Source organism: Methylomicrobium lacus (genome assembly GCF_041897535.1).
In the GTDB taxonomy this organism is placed as follows: domain Bacteria; phylum Pseudomonadota; class Gammaproteobacteria; order Methylococcales; family Methylomonadaceae; genus Methylomicrobium; species Methylomicrobium lacus_A.
The window spans coordinates 2,002,322-2,019,288 of record NZ_CP169217.1 but is presented as its reverse complement, the minus strand read 5'-3'; the positions used below and the strand labels follow the sequence as shown (position 1 = coordinate 2,019,288).

21 protein-coding genes are annotated in these 16,967 nt (G+C 58.1%); 14 read left to right on the top strand and 7 right to left on the bottom strand.

Features of this window, described 5'->3' with window-relative positions; translation table 11 throughout:
* Positions 1–32 precede the first annotated feature (32 nt).
* Both ACEPPP_RS08890 and ACEPPP_RS08885 read right to left on the bottom strand, forming a co-directional pair.
* Positions 33–488, bottom strand: a complete 456-nt coding sequence (locus ACEPPP_RS08890) for an RDD family protein (protein WP_374090716.1) — start codon at positions 486–488, stop codon at positions 33–35.
* A gap of 6 nt (positions 489–494) precedes the next feature.
* The gene (locus ACEPPP_RS08885; protein WP_374090715.1) at positions 495–671 is read right to left on the bottom strand and encodes a hypothetical protein; all 177 of its coding nucleotides are present in this window, start codon (positions 669–671) and stop codon (positions 495–497) included.
* A gap of 216 nt (positions 672–887) precedes the next feature.
* Here ACEPPP_RS08885 and pcnB point away from each other — a divergent pair, with 216 nt between their 5' ends.
* The 5 genes from pcnB (at position 888) to panD (ending at position 5,052) form a co-directional block, all read left to right on the top strand.
* Positions 888–2,267, top strand: a complete 1,380-nt coding sequence (pcnB, locus tag ACEPPP_RS08880; RefSeq protein ID WP_374090713.1) for a polynucleotide adenylyltransferase PcnB — start codon at positions 888–890, stop codon at positions 2,265–2,267.
* A gap of 90 nt (positions 2,268–2,357) precedes the next feature.
* Positions 2,358–2,861, top strand: coding sequence for a 2-amino-4-hydroxy-6-hydroxymethyldihydropteridine diphosphokinase (folK, locus tag ACEPPP_RS08875; RefSeq protein ID WP_374090712.1), 504 nt, complete (start codon positions 2,358–2,360; stop codon positions 2,859–2,861).
* Between the two features lies 1 nt (position 2,862).
* The gene (gene panB, locus ACEPPP_RS08870) at positions 2,863–3,654 is read left to right on the top strand and encodes a 3-methyl-2-oxobutanoate hydroxymethyltransferase (RefSeq protein ID WP_374090711.1); all 792 of its coding nucleotides are present in this window, start codon (positions 2,863–2,865) and stop codon (positions 3,652–3,654) included.
* Between the two features lie 2 nt (positions 3,655–3,656).
* Positions 3,657–4,499 carry a pantoate--beta-alanine ligase gene (gene panC, locus ACEPPP_RS08865; protein WP_374090710.1) on the top strand — a complete coding sequence of 281 codons (843 nt, stop codon included), beginning with the start codon at positions 3,657–3,659 and terminating at the stop codon, positions 4,497–4,499.
* A 166-nt stretch (positions 4,500–4,665) separates the two neighbouring features.
* Positions 4,666–5,052, top strand: coding sequence for an aspartate 1-decarboxylase (panD, locus tag ACEPPP_RS08860; protein WP_374090709.1), 387 nt, complete (start codon positions 4,666–4,668; stop codon positions 5,050–5,052).
* Positions 5,053–5,150: 98 nt separating this feature from the next.
* On the opposite strand, the gene ACEPPP_RS08855 is transcribed toward panD, so the two are convergent.
* A complete protein-coding gene (locus ACEPPP_RS08855) occupies positions 5,151–6,284 on the bottom strand; it encodes a PilT/PilU family type 4a pilus ATPase (RefSeq protein ID WP_374090708.1) in 1,134 nt (377 codons plus the stop codon).
* 22 nt (positions 6,285–6,306) lie between these two features.
* Complete coding sequence (locus tag ACEPPP_RS08850; protein ID WP_374090707.1) at positions 6,307–7,344, bottom strand: type IV pilus twitching motility protein PilT; 1,038 nt, start codon at positions 7,342–7,344, stop codon at positions 6,307–6,309.
* Positions 7,345–7,467: 123 nt separating this feature from the next.
* Between ACEPPP_RS08850 and ACEPPP_RS08845 the strand changes: the two genes are divergently transcribed.
* Positions 7,468–8,157 (top strand): YggS family pyridoxal phosphate-dependent enzyme, encoded by a 690-nt coding sequence (locus tag ACEPPP_RS08845; RefSeq protein ID WP_374090705.1) that lies wholly within the window; start codon positions 7,468–7,470, stop codon positions 8,155–8,157.
* Positions 8,158–8,174: 17 nt separating this feature from the next.
* Here the strand turns inward: ACEPPP_RS08845 and ACEPPP_RS08840 are convergent, their stop codons facing one another.
* The 3 genes from ACEPPP_RS08840 to tusD all read right to left on the bottom strand — a co-directional run bounded on the left by ACEPPP_RS08840 (position 8,175) and on the right by tusD (position 10,030).
* Positions 8,175–8,855: a hypothetical protein gene (locus ACEPPP_RS08840; protein ID WP_374090704.1), complete on the bottom strand. Its 681-nt coding sequence runs from the start codon at positions 8,853–8,855 to the stop codon at positions 8,175–8,177.
* Between the two features lie 422 nt (positions 8,856–9,277).
* Positions 9,278–9,634 carry a sulfurtransferase complex subunit TusC gene (tusC, locus tag ACEPPP_RS08835; protein ID WP_374090703.1) on the bottom strand — a complete coding sequence of 119 codons (357 nt, stop codon included), beginning with the start codon at positions 9,632–9,634 and terminating at the stop codon, positions 9,278–9,280.
* Between the two features lie 6 nt (positions 9,635–9,640).
* Positions 9,641–10,030, bottom strand: a complete 390-nt coding sequence (gene tusD, locus ACEPPP_RS08830; RefSeq protein WP_374090702.1) for a sulfurtransferase complex subunit TusD — start codon at positions 10,028–10,030, stop codon at positions 9,641–9,643.
* 145 nt (positions 10,031–10,175) lie between these two features.
* On the opposite strand from tusD, the gene ACEPPP_RS08825 reads away from it, so the two are divergent.
* The 8 genes from ACEPPP_RS08825 (at position 10,176) to rluB (ending at position 16,945) form a co-directional block, all read left to right on the top strand.
* Positions 10,176–11,834 (top strand): multicopper oxidase domain-containing protein, encoded by a 1,659-nt coding sequence (locus tag ACEPPP_RS08825; protein WP_374090701.1) that lies wholly within the window; start codon positions 10,176–10,178, stop codon positions 11,832–11,834.
* Complete coding sequence (locus ACEPPP_RS08820) at positions 11,831–12,490, top strand: copper oxidase (protein ID WP_374090700.1); 660 nt, start codon at positions 11,831–11,833, stop codon at positions 12,488–12,490. Before ACEPPP_RS08825 ends, ACEPPP_RS08820 begins: the two co-directional genes overlap by 4 nt.
* Before the next feature lies 1 nt (position 12,491).
* Positions 12,492–13,181 carry a tRNA (adenosine(37)-N6)-threonylcarbamoyltransferase complex dimerization subunit type 1 TsaB gene (gene tsaB / locus ACEPPP_RS08815; protein WP_374090699.1) on the top strand — a complete coding sequence of 230 codons (690 nt, stop codon included), beginning with the start codon at positions 12,492–12,494 and terminating at the stop codon, positions 13,179–13,181.
* A gap of 83 nt (positions 13,182–13,264) precedes the next feature.
* Positions 13,265–13,885 (top strand): L-threonylcarbamoyladenylate synthase, encoded by a 621-nt coding sequence (locus ACEPPP_RS08810; protein WP_374090698.1) that lies wholly within the window; start codon positions 13,265–13,267, stop codon positions 13,883–13,885.
* 16 nt (positions 13,886–13,901) lie between these two features.
* Positions 13,902–14,555 carry a site-2 protease family protein gene (locus tag ACEPPP_RS08805; RefSeq protein ID WP_374090697.1) on the top strand — a complete coding sequence of 218 codons (654 nt, stop codon included), beginning with the start codon at positions 13,902–13,904 and terminating at the stop codon, positions 14,553–14,555.
* Between the two features lie 34 nt (positions 14,556–14,589).
* Positions 14,590–15,411 carry a ScpA family protein gene (locus tag ACEPPP_RS08800; protein WP_374090696.1) on the top strand — a complete coding sequence of 274 codons (822 nt, stop codon included), beginning with the start codon at positions 14,590–14,592 and terminating at the stop codon, positions 15,409–15,411.
* 15 nt (positions 15,412–15,426) lie between these two features.
* Positions 15,427–16,107 (top strand): SMC-Scp complex subunit ScpB, encoded by a 681-nt coding sequence (scpB, locus tag ACEPPP_RS08795; RefSeq protein ID WP_374090695.1) that lies wholly within the window; start codon positions 15,427–15,429, stop codon positions 16,105–16,107.
* 52 nt (positions 16,108–16,159) lie between these two features.
* Positions 16,160–16,945, top strand: a complete 786-nt coding sequence (gene rluB, locus ACEPPP_RS08790) for a 23S rRNA pseudouridine(2605) synthase RluB (protein WP_374090912.1) — start codon at positions 16,160–16,162, stop codon at positions 16,943–16,945.
* The last annotated feature ends 22 nt before the right edge of the window (positions 16,946–16,967 follow it).

Genomic DNA, 16,967 nt, shown 5'->3' with positions numbered 1-16,967 from the left:
GCGCCCCGGACAGGCTCACCCGGCATGCGGATTTAGCGGGTGGAGGAATGGGATTCGAAATAAACCGCGGTTTTGGACACATGATCATGCCAGCCGCGTTTTTGTTTGTCGAAAACAATCCACCAGAAGCCGAACCCGAAAAACAGCCAGGACACGATCGCCGAGACAAAGCGCAACGCGGCCTGACGCCAGTTGATCGGGTCACGTTCAAAGGTCAGGATTTTGATTTTCCAGGCGCGCATCCCCAGGGTCTGGCCGCCGTGCGTCCAGAACCAGGCAAAAAACAGGAAGCTGACGCCGATCAGATAGGCAGGGTAGAAAAACTGCTCGGACGTAAAGGCAGCGCCCGCATTGAACGGCAGTATCGCGGCGGTCGCGACAAACAACACCGCGGCCAGTAAAAACGCGTCATAAACGATGGCCGCCAGACGGCGGAAGAGGCCGGGCGCGGCATCGGCGCCCGGCGATGCAACGCTTCGATCCGGCAACTGCAATTATTTGAACAGAGAGGCTTTTTGACCGATATACATGCTGCAACCGACCAGCGTACCCAGCAAGATCAGTGAGAAAAAGAACGGCGGGCGAATGAAGAGCAGCAACAGAAAGAGCACTGCCAATATGCTGCTTGCAAGCGGGTTGTCGATAAAACCGTTAATTAATTTTCTGTACATAGCCATCTCGTCGGGCACGGCGGTGAATGCGTGCCGGTGATTAAAAAAATATAATATCCTGACCTTTGATGCAGACTCAATGCCGTACCCATGAGGATGGGTTTGCTAGCTTCTGCAAATCATTTTACTATATCCGAATCGATTATCAAAGAATAGTGCCTGTTGGGCTATCAGGCGCGAAATGATATGATTTAGACTGATAACAATAACCAGGGAATGTCGATTATTTTAAACTTCTTCAAAAAAATAGTTAAATCGGCCGGCAGCAAACCCGTAAGCGAAGCGCCGCAAGTTCGAATTTACTCGCGTTCCGAACATTCGATTTCACGGTCCCAGATCAGCGATCATGCGCTGAAGGTACTCTATCGCCTGCAAAAATCGGGGTTCGATGCGTATCTGGTCGGCGGTTGCGTGCGCGATTTATTGCTCGGACGCGAACCGAAAGATTTCGATGTGGTGACCAATGCGCACCCCGAAGAGATCAAGGGCGTGTTCCGCAATTGCCGCCTGATCGGCCGGCGCTTTCGTCTCGCGCATGTCCATTTCGGCAATGAGGTGATCGAGGTGGCGACCTTTCGCGGCACCGGCGATCAGCAGAACGACAACCAGGTCACCAATGACGAGGGCCGTCTTTTGCGCGACAACGTGTACGGCACGATCGAGCAAGATGTCTGGCGGCGCGATTTTACCGTCAACGCGCTGTACTACAATATCAAGGATTTTTCGGTCGTCGATTATGCCGGCGGCATGGACGATCTCAAGTCGGCTACGCTCAGACTGATCGGTGACCCCGAGACCCGTTTCCGCGAAGATCCGGTCAGGATGCTGCGTGCGGTGCGTTTCGCGGTCAAGCTGGGTTTCAACCTGCCTCCCGATTGCCAGCATGCGATGCACGAGGTCGCCGAATTGCTCAACAGCATTCCTTCCGCACGGCTTTATGACGAGGTGCTGAAGCTGTTTTTGTCCGGTTACGCCCTGCAAACGTTCGAAATGCTGCGGCATTACGGGCTTTTTCAGGTATTGTTCCCGGAGACCGAGAAAAGCCTCGCGGTCGAGGAAAACGGCTTTCCCAAACTGTTGCTGATCAAGGCGCTACAGAATTCGGATAACCGGATCGCCGATGGCAAGACGGTGACGCCGTATTTTATGTTGGCCGCGTTTTTATGGGAACCGGTCAAGATGCGGACCCGGCTCAACCGCGAGCGCGGCATGGACGATTACAATGCCTTCCAGAGCGCGGTCGGCGAAGTGCTGGCCCGCCAGGTCAAGAGCACGGCCTTCCCGCGGCACATCAGCATCGCGATGCGGGAAGTGTGGAGCTTGCAGCCGAAGTTCGAACAGCGGCTCGGGCCGAAGCCTGCGCGCCTGCTGACGCATCCGCGTTTTCGCGCCGCTTACGATTTTCTGGTGATCCGCGCGCAAACCGGCGATGCCGAACCCGAGCTGGCCGAGTGGTGGGGACAATTTCAGCTGGCCGATGAAGCGATGCAAAAAAAGATGACGCAGCCATCCCGGAATCTGAAAAACAGTCGCACCCGCCGCAGGCGCAGCAGCAAAAAGAAAAATACCGGATCGAACGAAAATCCGTCCCCTTAGTGCGAAATCGTCGCCCCTTTTCGCGCGCTCGGCGGAGGGATGAGGGTCGACTTTTCGGACATTAACCCCAGGCAAGTTAGCATTTTCGAGATGAGCAAAGCATTCATCGGCGCCGTCACCGCCTACATAGGGCTGGGCAGCAATTTGGCCGATCCCGTCGATCAAGTCCGCTCGGCGCGCGCCGATTGCGCGGCGATTCCGGGCGTGTGCGAACTGGCTTTTTCGAGCCTGTACCGCAGTTCGCCGATGGGCCCCCAGGATCAGCCCGATTATATCAATGCGGTGATGGCGGTTACGACCGAACTTGCGGCTCTGGATCTGCTGCATCAATTGCAGCGCATCGAGCACGAGCATGGACGGGTCAGAACTTCTCAGCGCTGGACCGCGCGCACGCTCGATCTGGATGTGTTGATCTACGGCGAACAACGGATCGAGACTCCCGAACTGACGGTTCCGCACCCGGGACTGAGCCTGAGGGCCTTCGTGTTGTATCCGCTGTACGAAATCGCGCCGGAATTGATGGTGCCGGGGCTCGGGCCGATTGCCGATCTGGTCGCAAAATGCCCGCAGGATGGGCTCGAAAGGATGGCTTGAGATGCAGCAGAAACCCTTATCGATTCATGATTTGGCGGCGATGAAGCGGCAGGGCGAGAAAATCGCCAGTTTGACCGCTTATGACGCCAGTTTCAGCGCCTTGATCGATGCGGCCGGCATCGAGGTGATCCTGGTCGGCGACTCCCTGGGCATGGTGTTCCAGGGCCAGGCTTCGACGCTTCAGGTCACGCTGGACGATATGATTTACCATACCCGCTGCGTGACGGCCGCGCGCCGGCGCGCGTTGGTCATCGCGGATATGCCGTTTTTGACCTATCCGGATCCGCTCGGCGCGGCGGTCAATGCGGCCAAATTGATGCAGGCCGGTGCGCAGATGGTCAAGCTGGAAGGCGCACGCTTCGAGGTGGTCCGCTTTCTGGTCGACCAGGGCATCCCGGTCTGCGGCCATCTGGGTTTGCAGCCGCAGTCGATCAACCGTCTGGGCGGCTACAAGGTGCAGGGCGTCGAGGCGGCCGATGCGGACAAGATCGTCGCGGATGCGCAAAAACTCCAGGAGGCAGGGGCCTGTCTGCTGGTGCTCGAATGCGTGCCCGCGAAGCTGGCCGCCGAAATCAGCGCAGATTTGGCGATTCCGGTGATCGGCATCGGCGCGGGCGTCGACTGCGACGGCCAGGTGCTGGTGCTGTACGACATGCTGGACATCGGCGTCGGCAAGAGGCCGCGTTTTTCGATGAATTTCATGCAGCCGCCGGTCGCGATCGCCGCGGCGCTAAGCAACTACCGCCAGGCGGTCAAGGAACGCCGTTTTCCGGCTTTGGAGCACAGTTTTTAGTCATGCAAACCGTCACCGCGATAGCCGAACTGCGAACGATCATTGGAGCCTGGCGGCGCGCCGGAGACCGGATTGCGTTCGTGCCGACGATGGGCAATCTGCACGCGGGCCATATCCGCCTGGTCGATGCGGCGCGGCGGCGGGCCGAGCGCGTCGTGGTCAGCATCTTCGTGAATCCTACCCAATTCGGTGTCGGCGAGGATTTCGAGACTTATCCGCGCACCGAAGCCGAGGACCGCGAAAAATTGCTCGCGGCCGGAGCCGATCTGCTGTTCCTGCCGAGGGTGTCGGAAATGTACGATCCGGCGGCGAAAACGGTGGTCAGCGTCGCGGGTTTGTCGGACCTGCATTGCGGCGCATTCCGGCCCGGCCATTTCAACGGCGTGGCGACCGTGGTCGCGAAATTGTTCAATATCGTGCAGCCGGATACGGCCTTTTTTGGTCTAAAGGATTACCAGCAATTCGTGATCATCCGGACGATGGTGCGCGATTTGAACATTCCGGTCGAGCTGGTGCCGGTCGAGACGGTCCGTGAAGCCAACGGTCTGGCGATGAGTTCCCGGAACGGTTATTTGAGCGCTGCGGAAAAAGCCAATGCCGCGAAGCTTTACCAGGCTTTGTGCGCCGCTAGGGATGCTGTGCTGTCGGGTGTCGCGGCCTATGCGGACATCGAAGGGCAGGCGCTGGCGTTTTTGTCCGAAGCGGGTTTCCGTCCCGATTATTTTTCGATCTGCCGGAGCCTGGATCTGGCGGCAGCAACGCCCGAAGACCGTGATCTGGTGATCCTGGCCGGGGCGAGGCTGGGGAAGACGCGGCTGATTGATAATATCGGTTTTTCGAAGTAAATTAATATTGAATTGGCAGACTCTTCGCACATCAGTTCGCCCGCATTTGGCGGCGAAAGGTAGGTTGGGCGCCTTCAATGCGTATTCCTTGCAGGTCCTATCTTGCCGGATTCACGGGAATCAGCGATAATTGAGGGTTTATTAAGCTATTTTATATCGGGTTATTATGCAAACTACGATGCTGAAGGCGAAACTTCATCGGGCGACCGTGACACGATCGGAGCTCGGCTATGAAGGCTCATGCGCAATCGACGGCGACTTTCTCGATTTGTCGGGGATCAGGGAGTACGAACAGATCCAGATATACAATGTCAATAACGGCGAGCGTTTCACGACTTATGCGATTCGCGCGGAAGCCGGCTCGGGCGTGATTTCGGTCAACGGCGCGGCCGCGCGGCTGGCTTGCGCGGGCGATGTGGTGATCATCTGCGCCTATGCGGTTTACGACCAGAATGAATTGACCAATTATAAGCCGGCGCTGATTTATTTTAACGAAAAGAACGAAGTGGTCCGCACCGCTTCGTCCATTCCCGTGCAGGCGCATTCGGCCTGATCCGTCCTGCTTTCCGATGGCCCCGGCCTGGTCCGGGGCGTCATGCTTGGAAACTGCGATTTTCCTGCCGGCGCCGAGGGTTCGGCGCCGGCAGCGCATTAAAACAACTTGCCTGTATCCTCTTCGGTCTCGGTCAGCATCATGTTGTCGCCGGCCGTGCTGCTGATGCCTTCGGCGCCGAGCTTGATCATCAGGCGGACTTCGTTCTTCGAGTCGGCCGAATTCAATGCATCCTCATAGCTGATCTTGCCGGCGACATACAGATCGTACAAGGCCTGATCGAAGGTCTGCATGCCCTGTTCGCGCGATTGCTTCATCAATTCCTTCAGTTTGTGCACCTCGCCCTTGCGGATCAAATCCGTCGCCAGCGGCGTGTTGATCAGGATTTCGATCGCCGGATAACGGCCCTTGCCGTCCGCGCGCTTGATCAATTGCTGGGCGACGATGCCGCGCAGGTTCAGCGACAGGTCCATGAACAGCTGCGGATGCATTTCCTCGGGAAAGAAATGCAGGATCCGGTCGATCGCCTGGTTCGCATTGTTCGCGTGCAGGGTCGATAGGCACAGGTGTCCGGTTTCGGCGAAGGTGATTGCGTTCTGCATCGTTTCGCGGGTCCTTATTTCGCCGATCAGGATCACGTCGGGCGCCTGCCGCAGGGTGTTTTTCAACGCGACTTCATACGATTCGGTATCGACGCCGACTTCGCGCTGGGTCACGATGCAGCCTAAGTGCGGATGCTCGAATTCCATCGGGTCTTCGATCGTGATGATGTGGCCGCTGGTGTGTTGGTTGCGGTGTTTTATCAGCGCGGCCAGCGAGGTCGACTTACCGGTGCCGGTGCCGCCGACGAAGATCACCAGACCGCGTTTTTCCATGACCAGATCTTTCAACACCGGCGGCAGGTGCAGCGTTTCGGCGTCGGGAATGGTGTTTTCGATCCGGCGCAAGACCATGCCGGCCGCGTCGCGTTGCACGAAGGCGCTGACCCGGAAACGGCCGAGGTCGGGCAGGCTGATCGCGAACTGGCATTCCTTGGTATTGTCGAACTCGTCCTTTTGCCGCTGATTCATGATGCTGAGCACGATTTTCATCGCCTGCTCGGGCGTCAGCGGGGTTTTGGAGACTTCGACCATCGAACCGTCGACCTTGATCGTCGGCGCGCGGCCTGAGGTAATGAACAGGTCGGAGGCTTTCTTTTGCACCATCAGTGCGAGCAAGGCTTTGAAGTCCATGAGTTTTTATCCTGTGGTGCGGTTAACGGAACATGTCCTTGTTGACGGCGCGGGTCGCCGCGGTTTTGGCGGTGATCATCCCCTTGTCGACCAGTTCTTTCAGGTTCTGGTCGAGCGTCTGCATGCCGTCCTTGCGTCCGGTCTGAATCGCCGAATACATTTGCGCGACTTTCGCCTCGCGGATCAGGTTGCGGATCGCGGCGGTGCCGACCATGATCTCGTGCGCCGCGATACGGCCGCCGCCGACTTTTTTGAGCAGCGTTTGCGAAATGACCGCCTGCAGCGATTCGGACAGCATCGAGCGGATCATGTCCTTTTCGGCGGCCGGAAACACGTCGATGATCCGGTCGATCGTTTTCGCGGCGGAAGTCGTGTGCAGGGTGCCGAACACCAGGTGGCCGGTTTCGGCCGCGGTCAGTGCGAGGCGGATCGTTTCGAGGTCGCGCATTTCGCCGACCAGGATGATGTCCGGGTCTTCCCGCAAGGCCGAACGCAAGGCCTCGTTGAAGCCGTGCGTGTCGCGGTGTACCTCGCGCTGGTTGATCAGGCATTTCTGGCTTTCGTGCACGAATTCGATCGGATCTTCGACGGTCAGGATATGCGCGTAATCGTTCGTGTTGATGTGGTTGATCATCGCCGCCAGCGTGGTCGATTTGCCGGAGCCGGTGGGGCCGGTGACCAGCACCAGGCCGCGCGGTTTGCGCGTCACTTCTTCGAAGAACTTCGGCGCCTTCAGGTCTTCGAGGCTCAAAACCTTTGACGGAATGGTCCGGAAAACCCCCGCCGCGCCGCGTTCCTGATTGAAGGCGTTGACCCGGAAGCGCGCGACGCCGGGCAGAGCAAACGAAAAGTCGGTTTCGAGAAACTCCTCGTAATCGCGCCGCTGTTTGTCGTTCATGATGTCGTACATCAGCGAGTGCACGGCCTTATGATCGAGAGGCGGCACATTGATCCGGCGAATATCGCCGTCCACCCGAATCATCGGCGGCAGCCCTGCCGATAAATGTAAATCCGACGCATTGTTTTTGACCGAAAAAGCCAGTAACTCGGCAATATCCATAATTTCCTCTAAAAGGTGGTAAAAAGTGGCTGATCTGTTCTTAAAAAGTAGTTCAACTCTTTGTTTTTTGAAAGGCGTGGTGTTTAATAGCGGGTTCTCTCGTTATTTTGACATTAAGACGCCATGATCAGCCAGAATCTGAAACTCATCCGCCAGCAAATTCGGGACTATTGCGGCATCGCCAAGCGCCCGGAGGATGCGGTGCTGCTGCTCGCGGTCAGCAAGACCAAGCCCGCAGAGGACATTGCCGAAGCCTATCGGGCCGGACAGCGTCATTTCGGCGAGAGTTATTGTCAGGAAGCGGTGAAAAAACAGGCGGAATTGGGAGCTTATGACATCACCTGGCATTTCATCGGTCCGATTCAGTCGAACAAGACCAAGCTGATCGCGGCGCATTTCGATTGGGTGCACAGCATCGATTCGTTCAAAAACGCCAAAAGGCTGAACGATCAGCGGCCGGCGGGCTTGCCGCCGTTGAATGTGTGTTTGCAGGTCAATATCAGCGGCGAGGCGTCCAAATCGGGCATCGGCCTCGACGAGCTGCCGGCGTTGTGCGAACAGGTCATGTTGCTGCCTAATTTAAGGCTGCGCGGGGTGATGGCGATTCCGGCGCCGGAAAGCGATTTTGAACGGCAGAGGCAGCCTTACCGGGCTTTGGTCGAGGCGGTCAAACAACTCGCGCGACCGGAACTCGACACGTTTTCGTTCGGCATGTCCGGCGATTTAAAGGCGGCGGTTCTGGAGGGGGCGACGATCGTCAGGGTCGGCACCGCGTTGTTCGGCGAGCGCGCGCCACACGCCGACCGGGGTTAACCGCTGCCAGCAATCGTTCAGGCCGTTTGCGCGTCGAGCACCCGGATGATGTCCTCGCAGGCGATCACATTGTTGCCGGAGCTCAGGATGAAATCGGCCAGCGCGGTAATCGCGCGCCAGTGCGAACGCTGGCTGATGAATTGATAGGCCGTCATGAACAGTTCGGCGATCAGCCGCTCTTTTTCCCGCGCCTCCACGGTCAGGCAGTCCAGGTATTCCTTGGCCAGCGCGACATCCGCCGTGCCGCCGTAAAAATGCAGCGCGTCGAGATTCACCAGGCGCGGATTGAAGATTTCGTCATCGCATGTCGCGACATATTTGGCCTCGGCGAGCGGGCCTGCCAGAAAATTGACGATATCGGCCTCGAAAGCGGCCTGATAGGCTTGTCGCTCGATCGAAGAAAAGCGCCGTGTGGCTTCCGGCAGCGAGGAAGGCAGGGTATGAATCAGGCGGCCGCCTTCGACCTTTGCAAAGCAGGTCAACGTAGCCGGAGATGAGTTGCCGGCCCGGCATGGCCAGAAGGACTCGTGCGGCGTATCCTGGATCAGGATCTGGAAGAAAACCGGCGGCAACTGTTTTTGCTTGTTGCCGAGATAGATCGCGGCGGCGTGTCCGGCCTCATGGATCGCGGTTTGTTTTTTCAGGGTTTCAGGATTTGCCGGAATGTGGTTGATCAGTAGCGTGTTGTAGCGTTTCATGTCGGCCTCTTAAAAAAATGGGCGGACCGGAAGCCGGCCCGCACCGAGAGAGGAAGGATGATAACTTAAGCGGTTTTACAGGCCTGGCAAAAGTTGAAACAAAGTCTACCGGCACGATTTACGTTAGAAAATGCGGCGAATTGACGCGCGACAAAGTGTCGCATAAATTGGCATGATTACTGCTTTATATACCGGTTTTGCCTAAGCAAAAACGGTTTTTTTCAATGAGTTACATGGCGGAAGTCGGCGGTGTTTGTGTGATATGACCGACTCGCTGCGGCATATGACACAGTTTTTCCAGACGTGCAAAAAAACGCCGGCGATCGTGGGGGGGACGGTCGCACTCAAGCCAAAAATAAATTTTGGTCGCGCCGCAATTCTTGCGGCTGCCGTGTCGCTTGCAGATTGGGGTTAGGTCAGGATCAACCCGAAAACAGCAGGTCATGGCGCCGCATCAGGCCCGGGATGTCTTTTCGGTAAACCGATTCCACGGGCAGGCAGAGGTCGCCCGGTCTGAGCCCCCGCTCTTCGAGCGACTCGGCCTCGACATAGATGTGTTTCACGTCATAAATTTCGAGCGCAGGATAGATCGACGCGGTATCCTTCATGCCGAAACGTTCCGGCTGTTGCCCTTTTTTCAATTGGAAGACCGCATCGTCGAGCAACAAAATCGAAGTGGGCTGGTCGAATGCGGCGGTCGTCAAGATAATGTCGAGCATTTCCTGGGCGAAGGCACCGCCGTGGGCCGGCTTACGGAGAATAAACAGATGGCTTTTCATCGCGCCTCACCCGAAGATCAGGAAGCGGTCCGCATGCAGCGTCGCTTCGATCAATTGGCCGAGGCCGCCGATCCGAAAGCCCGCGGCCAGATCGTCATCGTGTTTGCCTTGGCGTTCGGCTTCGTCGCGGCAGAGGAGGCCGCGTTTTTGCGCGGCCGAAATGCACAACACCAGATCGAGCCGGTGGCTTTCGGCCAGAGCGCTCCACTTCGCGGTATGGTTGAATTCATCGTCGGGCGGTGTTGCATATTTCAGGCCGTGATAAATGCCGTCATGATAAAAAAAGACCCGCACGACCTCGTGGCCCGAGGCGAGCGCGGCCTCGATGAAGCGCAAGGCGGTATGGCCGGCGTTCGAGGCATAGGGACCGGCGTTGATTTGTATCGCGAATTTCATGATCCTGAGCGTTTTTTTATGACTAGATTAACACAATCGGACGCGCCGATGATCATCAGTTCAAACCGCCGCGTCTTTGGCTTGAGTTTCTTTTCGTACCCCGGACCTTTACAATAACCCTTCTTTTTGCAGTATTCGTCATCGCATGACCCCCAAAAAACGTTATTTATTAATCTCGCTCGTTGCCGCTTTGGCCGGCACGGCCTGGTGGCTGGCGCCATTCGGGCTGGAAAAGGGCGGCGCGCTGTCGCCTGCGACCGTTTATACCCGTTCGGCGGAAGCCGGCGGCACCGAAAAGCCTTGTCCGGACGAGCATCCCGAGTGGCGCCAGGCGCAAACGATCGACGGCGTCAGCATCGACGAGGCGCTGTCCTGCGACCCCGACAATCCGTATGACATCGCCGCGGCGGTTAAGGGCACCAACAACATCTCGATGGCGACTTTGATGCAGACGCGCATGGCGCAGGATGCGGTCGTCAAAAAAGACGACCTCGACCACGACGGCGACCCGGACGTGATCGAAATCAAGCTCGAAGTGGTCGAATTGAACGGCGCGAGCCCCGACGGCGAATTTCTGATCAACACCTTCGACATCGCGCCGGGTATCAAGCCGGGGCTGTGGGTGTTCGCACCGAAATCGCAAGGCATGGCGCTGAAGAACTTTTTTACGATGCAGGCCAACCCGATCCTGCGCGCGCCGTCGCCGACGATCCGGGTCGAGCAGGGCGACACGGTCAAGCTTACGCTCGAAAACATCCATTATCTGCCGCATACGATCCATCTGCACGGCGTCGATCACCCGTTCATGACCGCGGCCGGCGAGGACAACGACGGCATGGAGGAACATGCGGTGTTTCCGGGCGCGAGCCATACCTATGAGATGAAGCCCCGGCATGCGGGCACGATGCTTTATCACTGCCACGTGCAAACCGCTCAGCATATGATGATGGGGCTCAGCGGCATCTTCGTGGTCGAGGAAAACAAGCCGAACAACTGGGTGCAGACCTTCAACATCGGCGCCGGCCAGGTCCGGCATCCGTCGGTCAAGGTCAAGGAAGAGTACAGCCGCGAGTTCGACCTGTTATATCAATCGCTCGACAAGAAATTGTCATCGATCATCCAGAATGCGAACGACACCCGCCTGATCGCGAAACGGATGAGCCGCGAATACAACATCACCGAGTCGCATGAAAACTATTTCCTGCTGAACGGCCATTCCTTTCCCTATACGGTACGCGACGGCTTGATCGCGGCCGGCGAAAACGAAAACATCAAGTTGCGCATCGCCAATGCGCAGCGTTCGCCGATGGCGCTGCATATCCACGGCCATAAGGTGACCGTGACCGCGACCGACGGCGCCGACCGGCCCGAGGCGGTCAGGGAGACCCGCGACGTGCTCGACATCGCGCCCGCGCAGCGGCTCGATGTCGATCTAAAAACGGTCAACGACGGCCTGCACAGTTACGGGCCGGGCGTGTGGATGTTCCATGATCATGCCTCGAACGGCGAGACGACCGACGGCATGGAGCCGGGCGGCAATATCTCGCTGCTCGGCTATCAGGCTTATCTGGACGATAAAGGCATGCCGAAGATGCACGGCGAAATGCTCGATGTCGCGTTCGACAAAAATTATTATGCGAAAAATCAGCCGCCCTGGGCCGTGGGCGATTTTACCGAGATGCTCGGCGAGCCGGGCCGGATCGAGCCTCACATCCTGAAGCTGGCCGCGTTCGGACTGTCCGGCGGCGGCGCGTTCGGTCTTCTCGTCTATCTGCTGTTCACCGGCTACAGGAGGCGTAAATGATGAAGTCCAGAATGACCGCGATCGCCGGGGGCTTGCTGCTGGCTGTCGGCCTGTTGCCGCAAGCAAGCGCCGCCATGATGCATCATCAGGGCATGATGATGGATGAGACCGGCATGATCATGAACGCGAATCCGGACCGGCTGCCGCGCGATTGTCCGCAAATTTCCGAAACGGTCGAGCTGACGATCCGCGCCGGCCACGAGCACGCGAAAAAGTTTCCGGGCAAGATGTTCGCCTACGACCAGCAGGAATGGAACGTCAAGCCGTGCGCGAAGATCAACATCACCTTCATCAACGACGACCATGTCAGGCATCAGATGATGATCCACGGTTTGCCCGGTTACCTGTATCCCGAAGGCATGCTGCATCTGGAGTTGTTCGGGCACGGGCAATTGAAGGCCTCGATGATCCTGCCGAGCCGGAAAAAGACTTATCTGGTGCACTGCGAACTGCCGCAGCACCAGGAAAAAGGCATGAAGGCGCAGCTGAAGGTCGACGGCGGCGACGGCGATCTGCCGAGTATTCCGGGATTGACCGAGCCGGTCAGGGCCGACGTGTATCCGGTCAACTGGAGCCGGCAGCATATCGGGACGCTGTTGTTTTGTCTCTTGGTCGGCAGTGTCGTGCCGTTTTTGTTCAGGAAATGGATTCGATAACATGAAACTGCTCGCGGTGGAGACCGCAACCGAAGCGTGCTCGGCCGCGCTGTATCTCGATGGCGAAGTGATCGAGCGTTACCAGGTGTCGCAAAGAGACCATGCGCAATTGATTCTGCCGATGGTAGACGGCCTGATGCGGGAGGCCGGATTGAAGCTCTCCGAACTCGATGCGCTCGCGTTCGGCCGCGGCCCCGGTTCGTTTACCGGCGTCAGGATCGCGACCGGCGTGATCCACGGCATCGCGCTCGGCGGCGATCTGCCGGTCGTGCCGGTGTCGACGCTGGCGGCGGTCGCGCAGGATTTTTTCGGCAGACATGCCGAAGGCCCCGATACCGCCTTCACCGCGATGGATGCCCGGATGGGCGAAATCTATTTCGCGGTGTACCGGCGCGAGGCGTCTGGCTTTGCCGAATTGTTCGGCGAGGAAAAAGTCACGCCAGCAGAAGCGATCGCATTTCCCGAGCTAAGCGGCGCCGGCATCGGCACCGGTTGGGGCGTTTATCGTGAGGTTTTGCTACAACGGTTGGCGGGGCGCGTCGGCATTATCGAGACCGATAATCTGCCGCGCGCGGGAGCGGTCGCCCGCCTGGGCGCGCGCGGATTCGCGTTGGGCCTGGCGGTCGATGTCGAAGACGCGCAGCCGGTTTATTTGCGCAACAAGGTCGCGAAGAAAGAGTCGGAGCGCTGACGGCGGCTATTTTCAATAAACCATTCAACGATTTGGCACTCTTATACGGTATAATGCCCCCTTATTTGACGCCCTTTTGACACATGGCCCAGTTTTTTGAAATTCACCCCGAAAATCCGCAATTGCGCCTGATTCATCGCGCGGTGGAGATTATCCGCCAGGGCGGAGTCATCGTTTATCCGACCGATTCCTCGTACGCGCTCGCCTGCCAGATCGGCGACAAGGCCGCGCTGGACAAAATCCGCCGCATTCGCCAACTCGACGACAAGCACGATTTTACGCTGGTCTGCAAGGACCTCGCGCAGGTGTCCAATTTCACCAAGATCGGCAACGACGCCTACCGGATGATCAAGGCGCTGACTCCGGGCCCGTTTACGTTCATTCTGGACGCAACCCGCGAAGTGCCGCGGCGCCTGCAACATCCGAAAAAGAAAACGGTCGGCATTAGGATTCCGAATCACCCGATCGCGCAGATGCTGGTCGAAGAGCTGGGAGAGCCTTTGTTCACGTCCAGTCTGCTGTTGCCCGGCGTGGATGAGCCGCTGACCGATCCTTACGATATCCGCAAACGCCTGGAGCATGAGATCGAGCTGGTGATCGACGCCGGGATTATCGAGTACCGCGAAACCACGATCATTGAATTTTCGAGCAACGGTCCCGAAATCGTCCGGCAAGGCATCGGCATCGCGCCGATGCTGGATTAACTGAGGATAGCGCATTATGATGAATGAGTTGTCGCTGGTGCAGCGGATCGTGGTGTGGATACTGCCGGTGATTTTCGCGATTACCGTGCACGAAGTCGCGCACGGCTGGATCGCCAAAAAATTCGGCGATAATACCGCCGACCAGCAGGGCCGGCTGACCTTGAATCCGCTCAACCACATCGACTGGCTCGGCACGGTGATTCTGCCGGGACTGTTGCTGCTGACCGGCACCGGCTTCATTTTCGGCTGGGCCAAACCGGTGCCGGTCGATGCGCGGAATTTCAAGAACCCGCGCAAGGACATGGCCTGGGTCGCGCTGGCGGGTCCGGTCTCGAACCTATTGATGGCGATCGGTTGGGCGCTATTGGCACGGCTTGGCGTAGTGATCGGCATCGAAGCGATTTCGTTGCCGTTGATTTATACCGGCGTCGCCGGCATTTCGATCAATCTGGTGCTGGCCCTGATCAACCTGTTGCCGATTCCGCCGCTGGACGGCAGCCGCGTACTCACCGGGGTTTTGCCGAATTACTGGGCATGGCAATACAATCGCCTGGAGCGTTACGGATTCCTGATCCTGTTGGTGCTGCTTTATACCCGGGTTTTGAATGCGCTTCTGGAATATCCGATGTATCTTGCGCAGCAGCTGTTTTTTTCGATCGCCGGCATCTGATGCTGATGCAGAAAAGCCGGGCGACGGTTGAGCGATGAACGATTTGAGTCACGATTTCGTGCCGGAGCGGGCGGCGGTGATTGCGATCGTAAACGGCGAGCCGGTCGAGCAATTGCCGGACGACCTTTACATCCCGCCGAATGCGCTCGAAGTGTTTCTCGAATTGTTCGAGGGGCCGCTGGATCTGTTGCTGTATTTGATCCGGCGGCAGAATCTCGACATCGTCGAGGTGTCGATCGCGAAGGTCACGCATCAGTACATTTCCTACATTCAGATGATGAGCGAAATGAACCTGGAGCTGGCGGCCGAATATCTGGTGATGGCGGCGCTGCTCGCGGAAATCAAATCGCGCATGCTGCTGCCCCGGCAGCAGGAAGCGGAAGAGGACGAGGAGGACCCCAGGGCGACGTTGATCCGCCGCCTGCAGGAATATGAATGCATCAAGAAGGCGGCCGAGGAGATCGACTTGATGCCGAGGCTCGAGCGCGAGCTTTTTACCTGCGTTGCCGATACTTCCAACCTGACTTTCGAGAAGAAACTGCCCGATGTGACGATGAGCGAAATGTTGCGGGCGTTGCAGCAAGTCTTGAAGCGCGCCGAGCAATTCAGCCATCACCAGGTGGTCCTGGAGCCGCTGTCGGTCCGCGAACGCATGTCCACCATCCTGGACAACCTGAAAGGCGCCGAAAGCCTACGCTTCACCGAATTGTTCCTGCTCAAGGAGGGCCGGCCCGGCGTATTGGTCGCGTTTCTGGCGATCCTCGAACTCGCCAAGGAAGGGTTGATCGAAATCGTTCAACTCGAGCCGTTTGCCGAGATCAGCGTACGCGGCGCCGCAGCCTCGATTCCAAATTAAACTGCCAGCATCGCCGTGGAAATCCAACGCATCGTAGAAGCCATTTTATTTGCCGCGAACCGGCCGATGACCTGCAAGGAAGTCCAGCAGGTCTTTCCCGAGATCGAACAGCCCGAGCTTGCCGAGATTCAGACCGCGATCGACGCGATCGTAGCCGACTATCAAGAGCGTCCCATCGAATTGAAGCAGGTCGCGAGCGGCTATCGTTTTCAGGTCAGGCAGGAATTGTCGCGCTGGGTCCAGCGTCTGTTCGAGGAAAAACCGCCGAAATATTCGCGCGCCTTGCTCGAAACCTTGGCGATCATTGCCTATAAGCAGCCGGTCACGCGCGGCGACATCGAGGACATTCGCGGCGTCAGCGTCAGTTCCGGCATCATCCAGACCCTGCTCGAACGCGAATGGATTCGGGTGGTCGCGCATAAGGAAGTGCCGGGCCGGCCCGGTCTGTACGGCACGACCAAGCAGTTTTTGGATTATTTCAATATCAAGTCATTAAGTGAGTTGCCGACGTTGGAGCAGATTCAAGCGCTCGAACCGGCGCCGGAAGTCACACCAGCCCCTGAACAGGAAGCCAGTGAAAAACAGGAAACCAGAGAAGAACCCAGCGAAACTCGAGAGGAGCCATCCGAAGCCGGAGAAGAACTATCCGAAAGCGGAGAAGAAACCTCAGAAACCGTTCCGGAAGCCAACGTCTGACGCCAAGCCGAGAGCCGCAGCGTCCGCGCCGGAAGAAGGCGCGGGCGAGCGCATTCAAAAAGTCCTGGCGCGCGGCGGCGTCGGCTCGCGCCGGGAAATCGAGCGCTGGATTCAGGAAGGCCGGGTGATGGTCAACGGCGCCGTCGCGGCCTTGGGGGTGCGCTTGCAGCCGGGCGATACGCTGCAAATCAACGGCCGCTATGTCGATTGGCAAAAATACGACCGTCAGCCGACCCGCGTGCTGCTGTACCACAAGCCGACCGGCGAAGTGGTCACCCGCCGCGACCCGGAAGGCCGGCCGGTGATCTTTACGCAATTGCCGAAACTGGCGGCGGCGCGCTGGATCGCGGTCGGCCGCCTCGACATCAATACCTCGGGCCTGCTCCTGGTCACCAATAACGGTGAACTGGCGAATCGGCTGATGCATCCGAAAACCCAGATCGAACGCGAATATGCGGTGCGCATCCTGGGCGAGGTGTCCGAGGCGACGATCGAAAAACTGAAACAGGGCGTCGAACTCGAAGACGGCCTAGCGAAGTTCAACGACGTCCGCTTTTATGCCGGCGAAGGCGCGAACAAATGGTATTACGTGACGGTCAGCGAAGGCCGCAACCGCCTGGTTCGGCGTTTGTGGGAGTCGCAGCAGGTGGTCGTGAGCCGCTTGATGCGGGTGCGTTACGGGCCGGTCGTGCTGCCGGAACGCCTGAAAGCGCATTCCTTCTATGAGTTGTCCGACAAGGAGTTGGACATCCTGTTTGAATTTGCCGGTTTGCCGAGAGAAAGCCACTCGGTGCAACCGAAAGCCGAAGCCAGAGGCGGCAGATCCGGCAAAAAATAACGCCTTTCACTGCGTTCCCGCG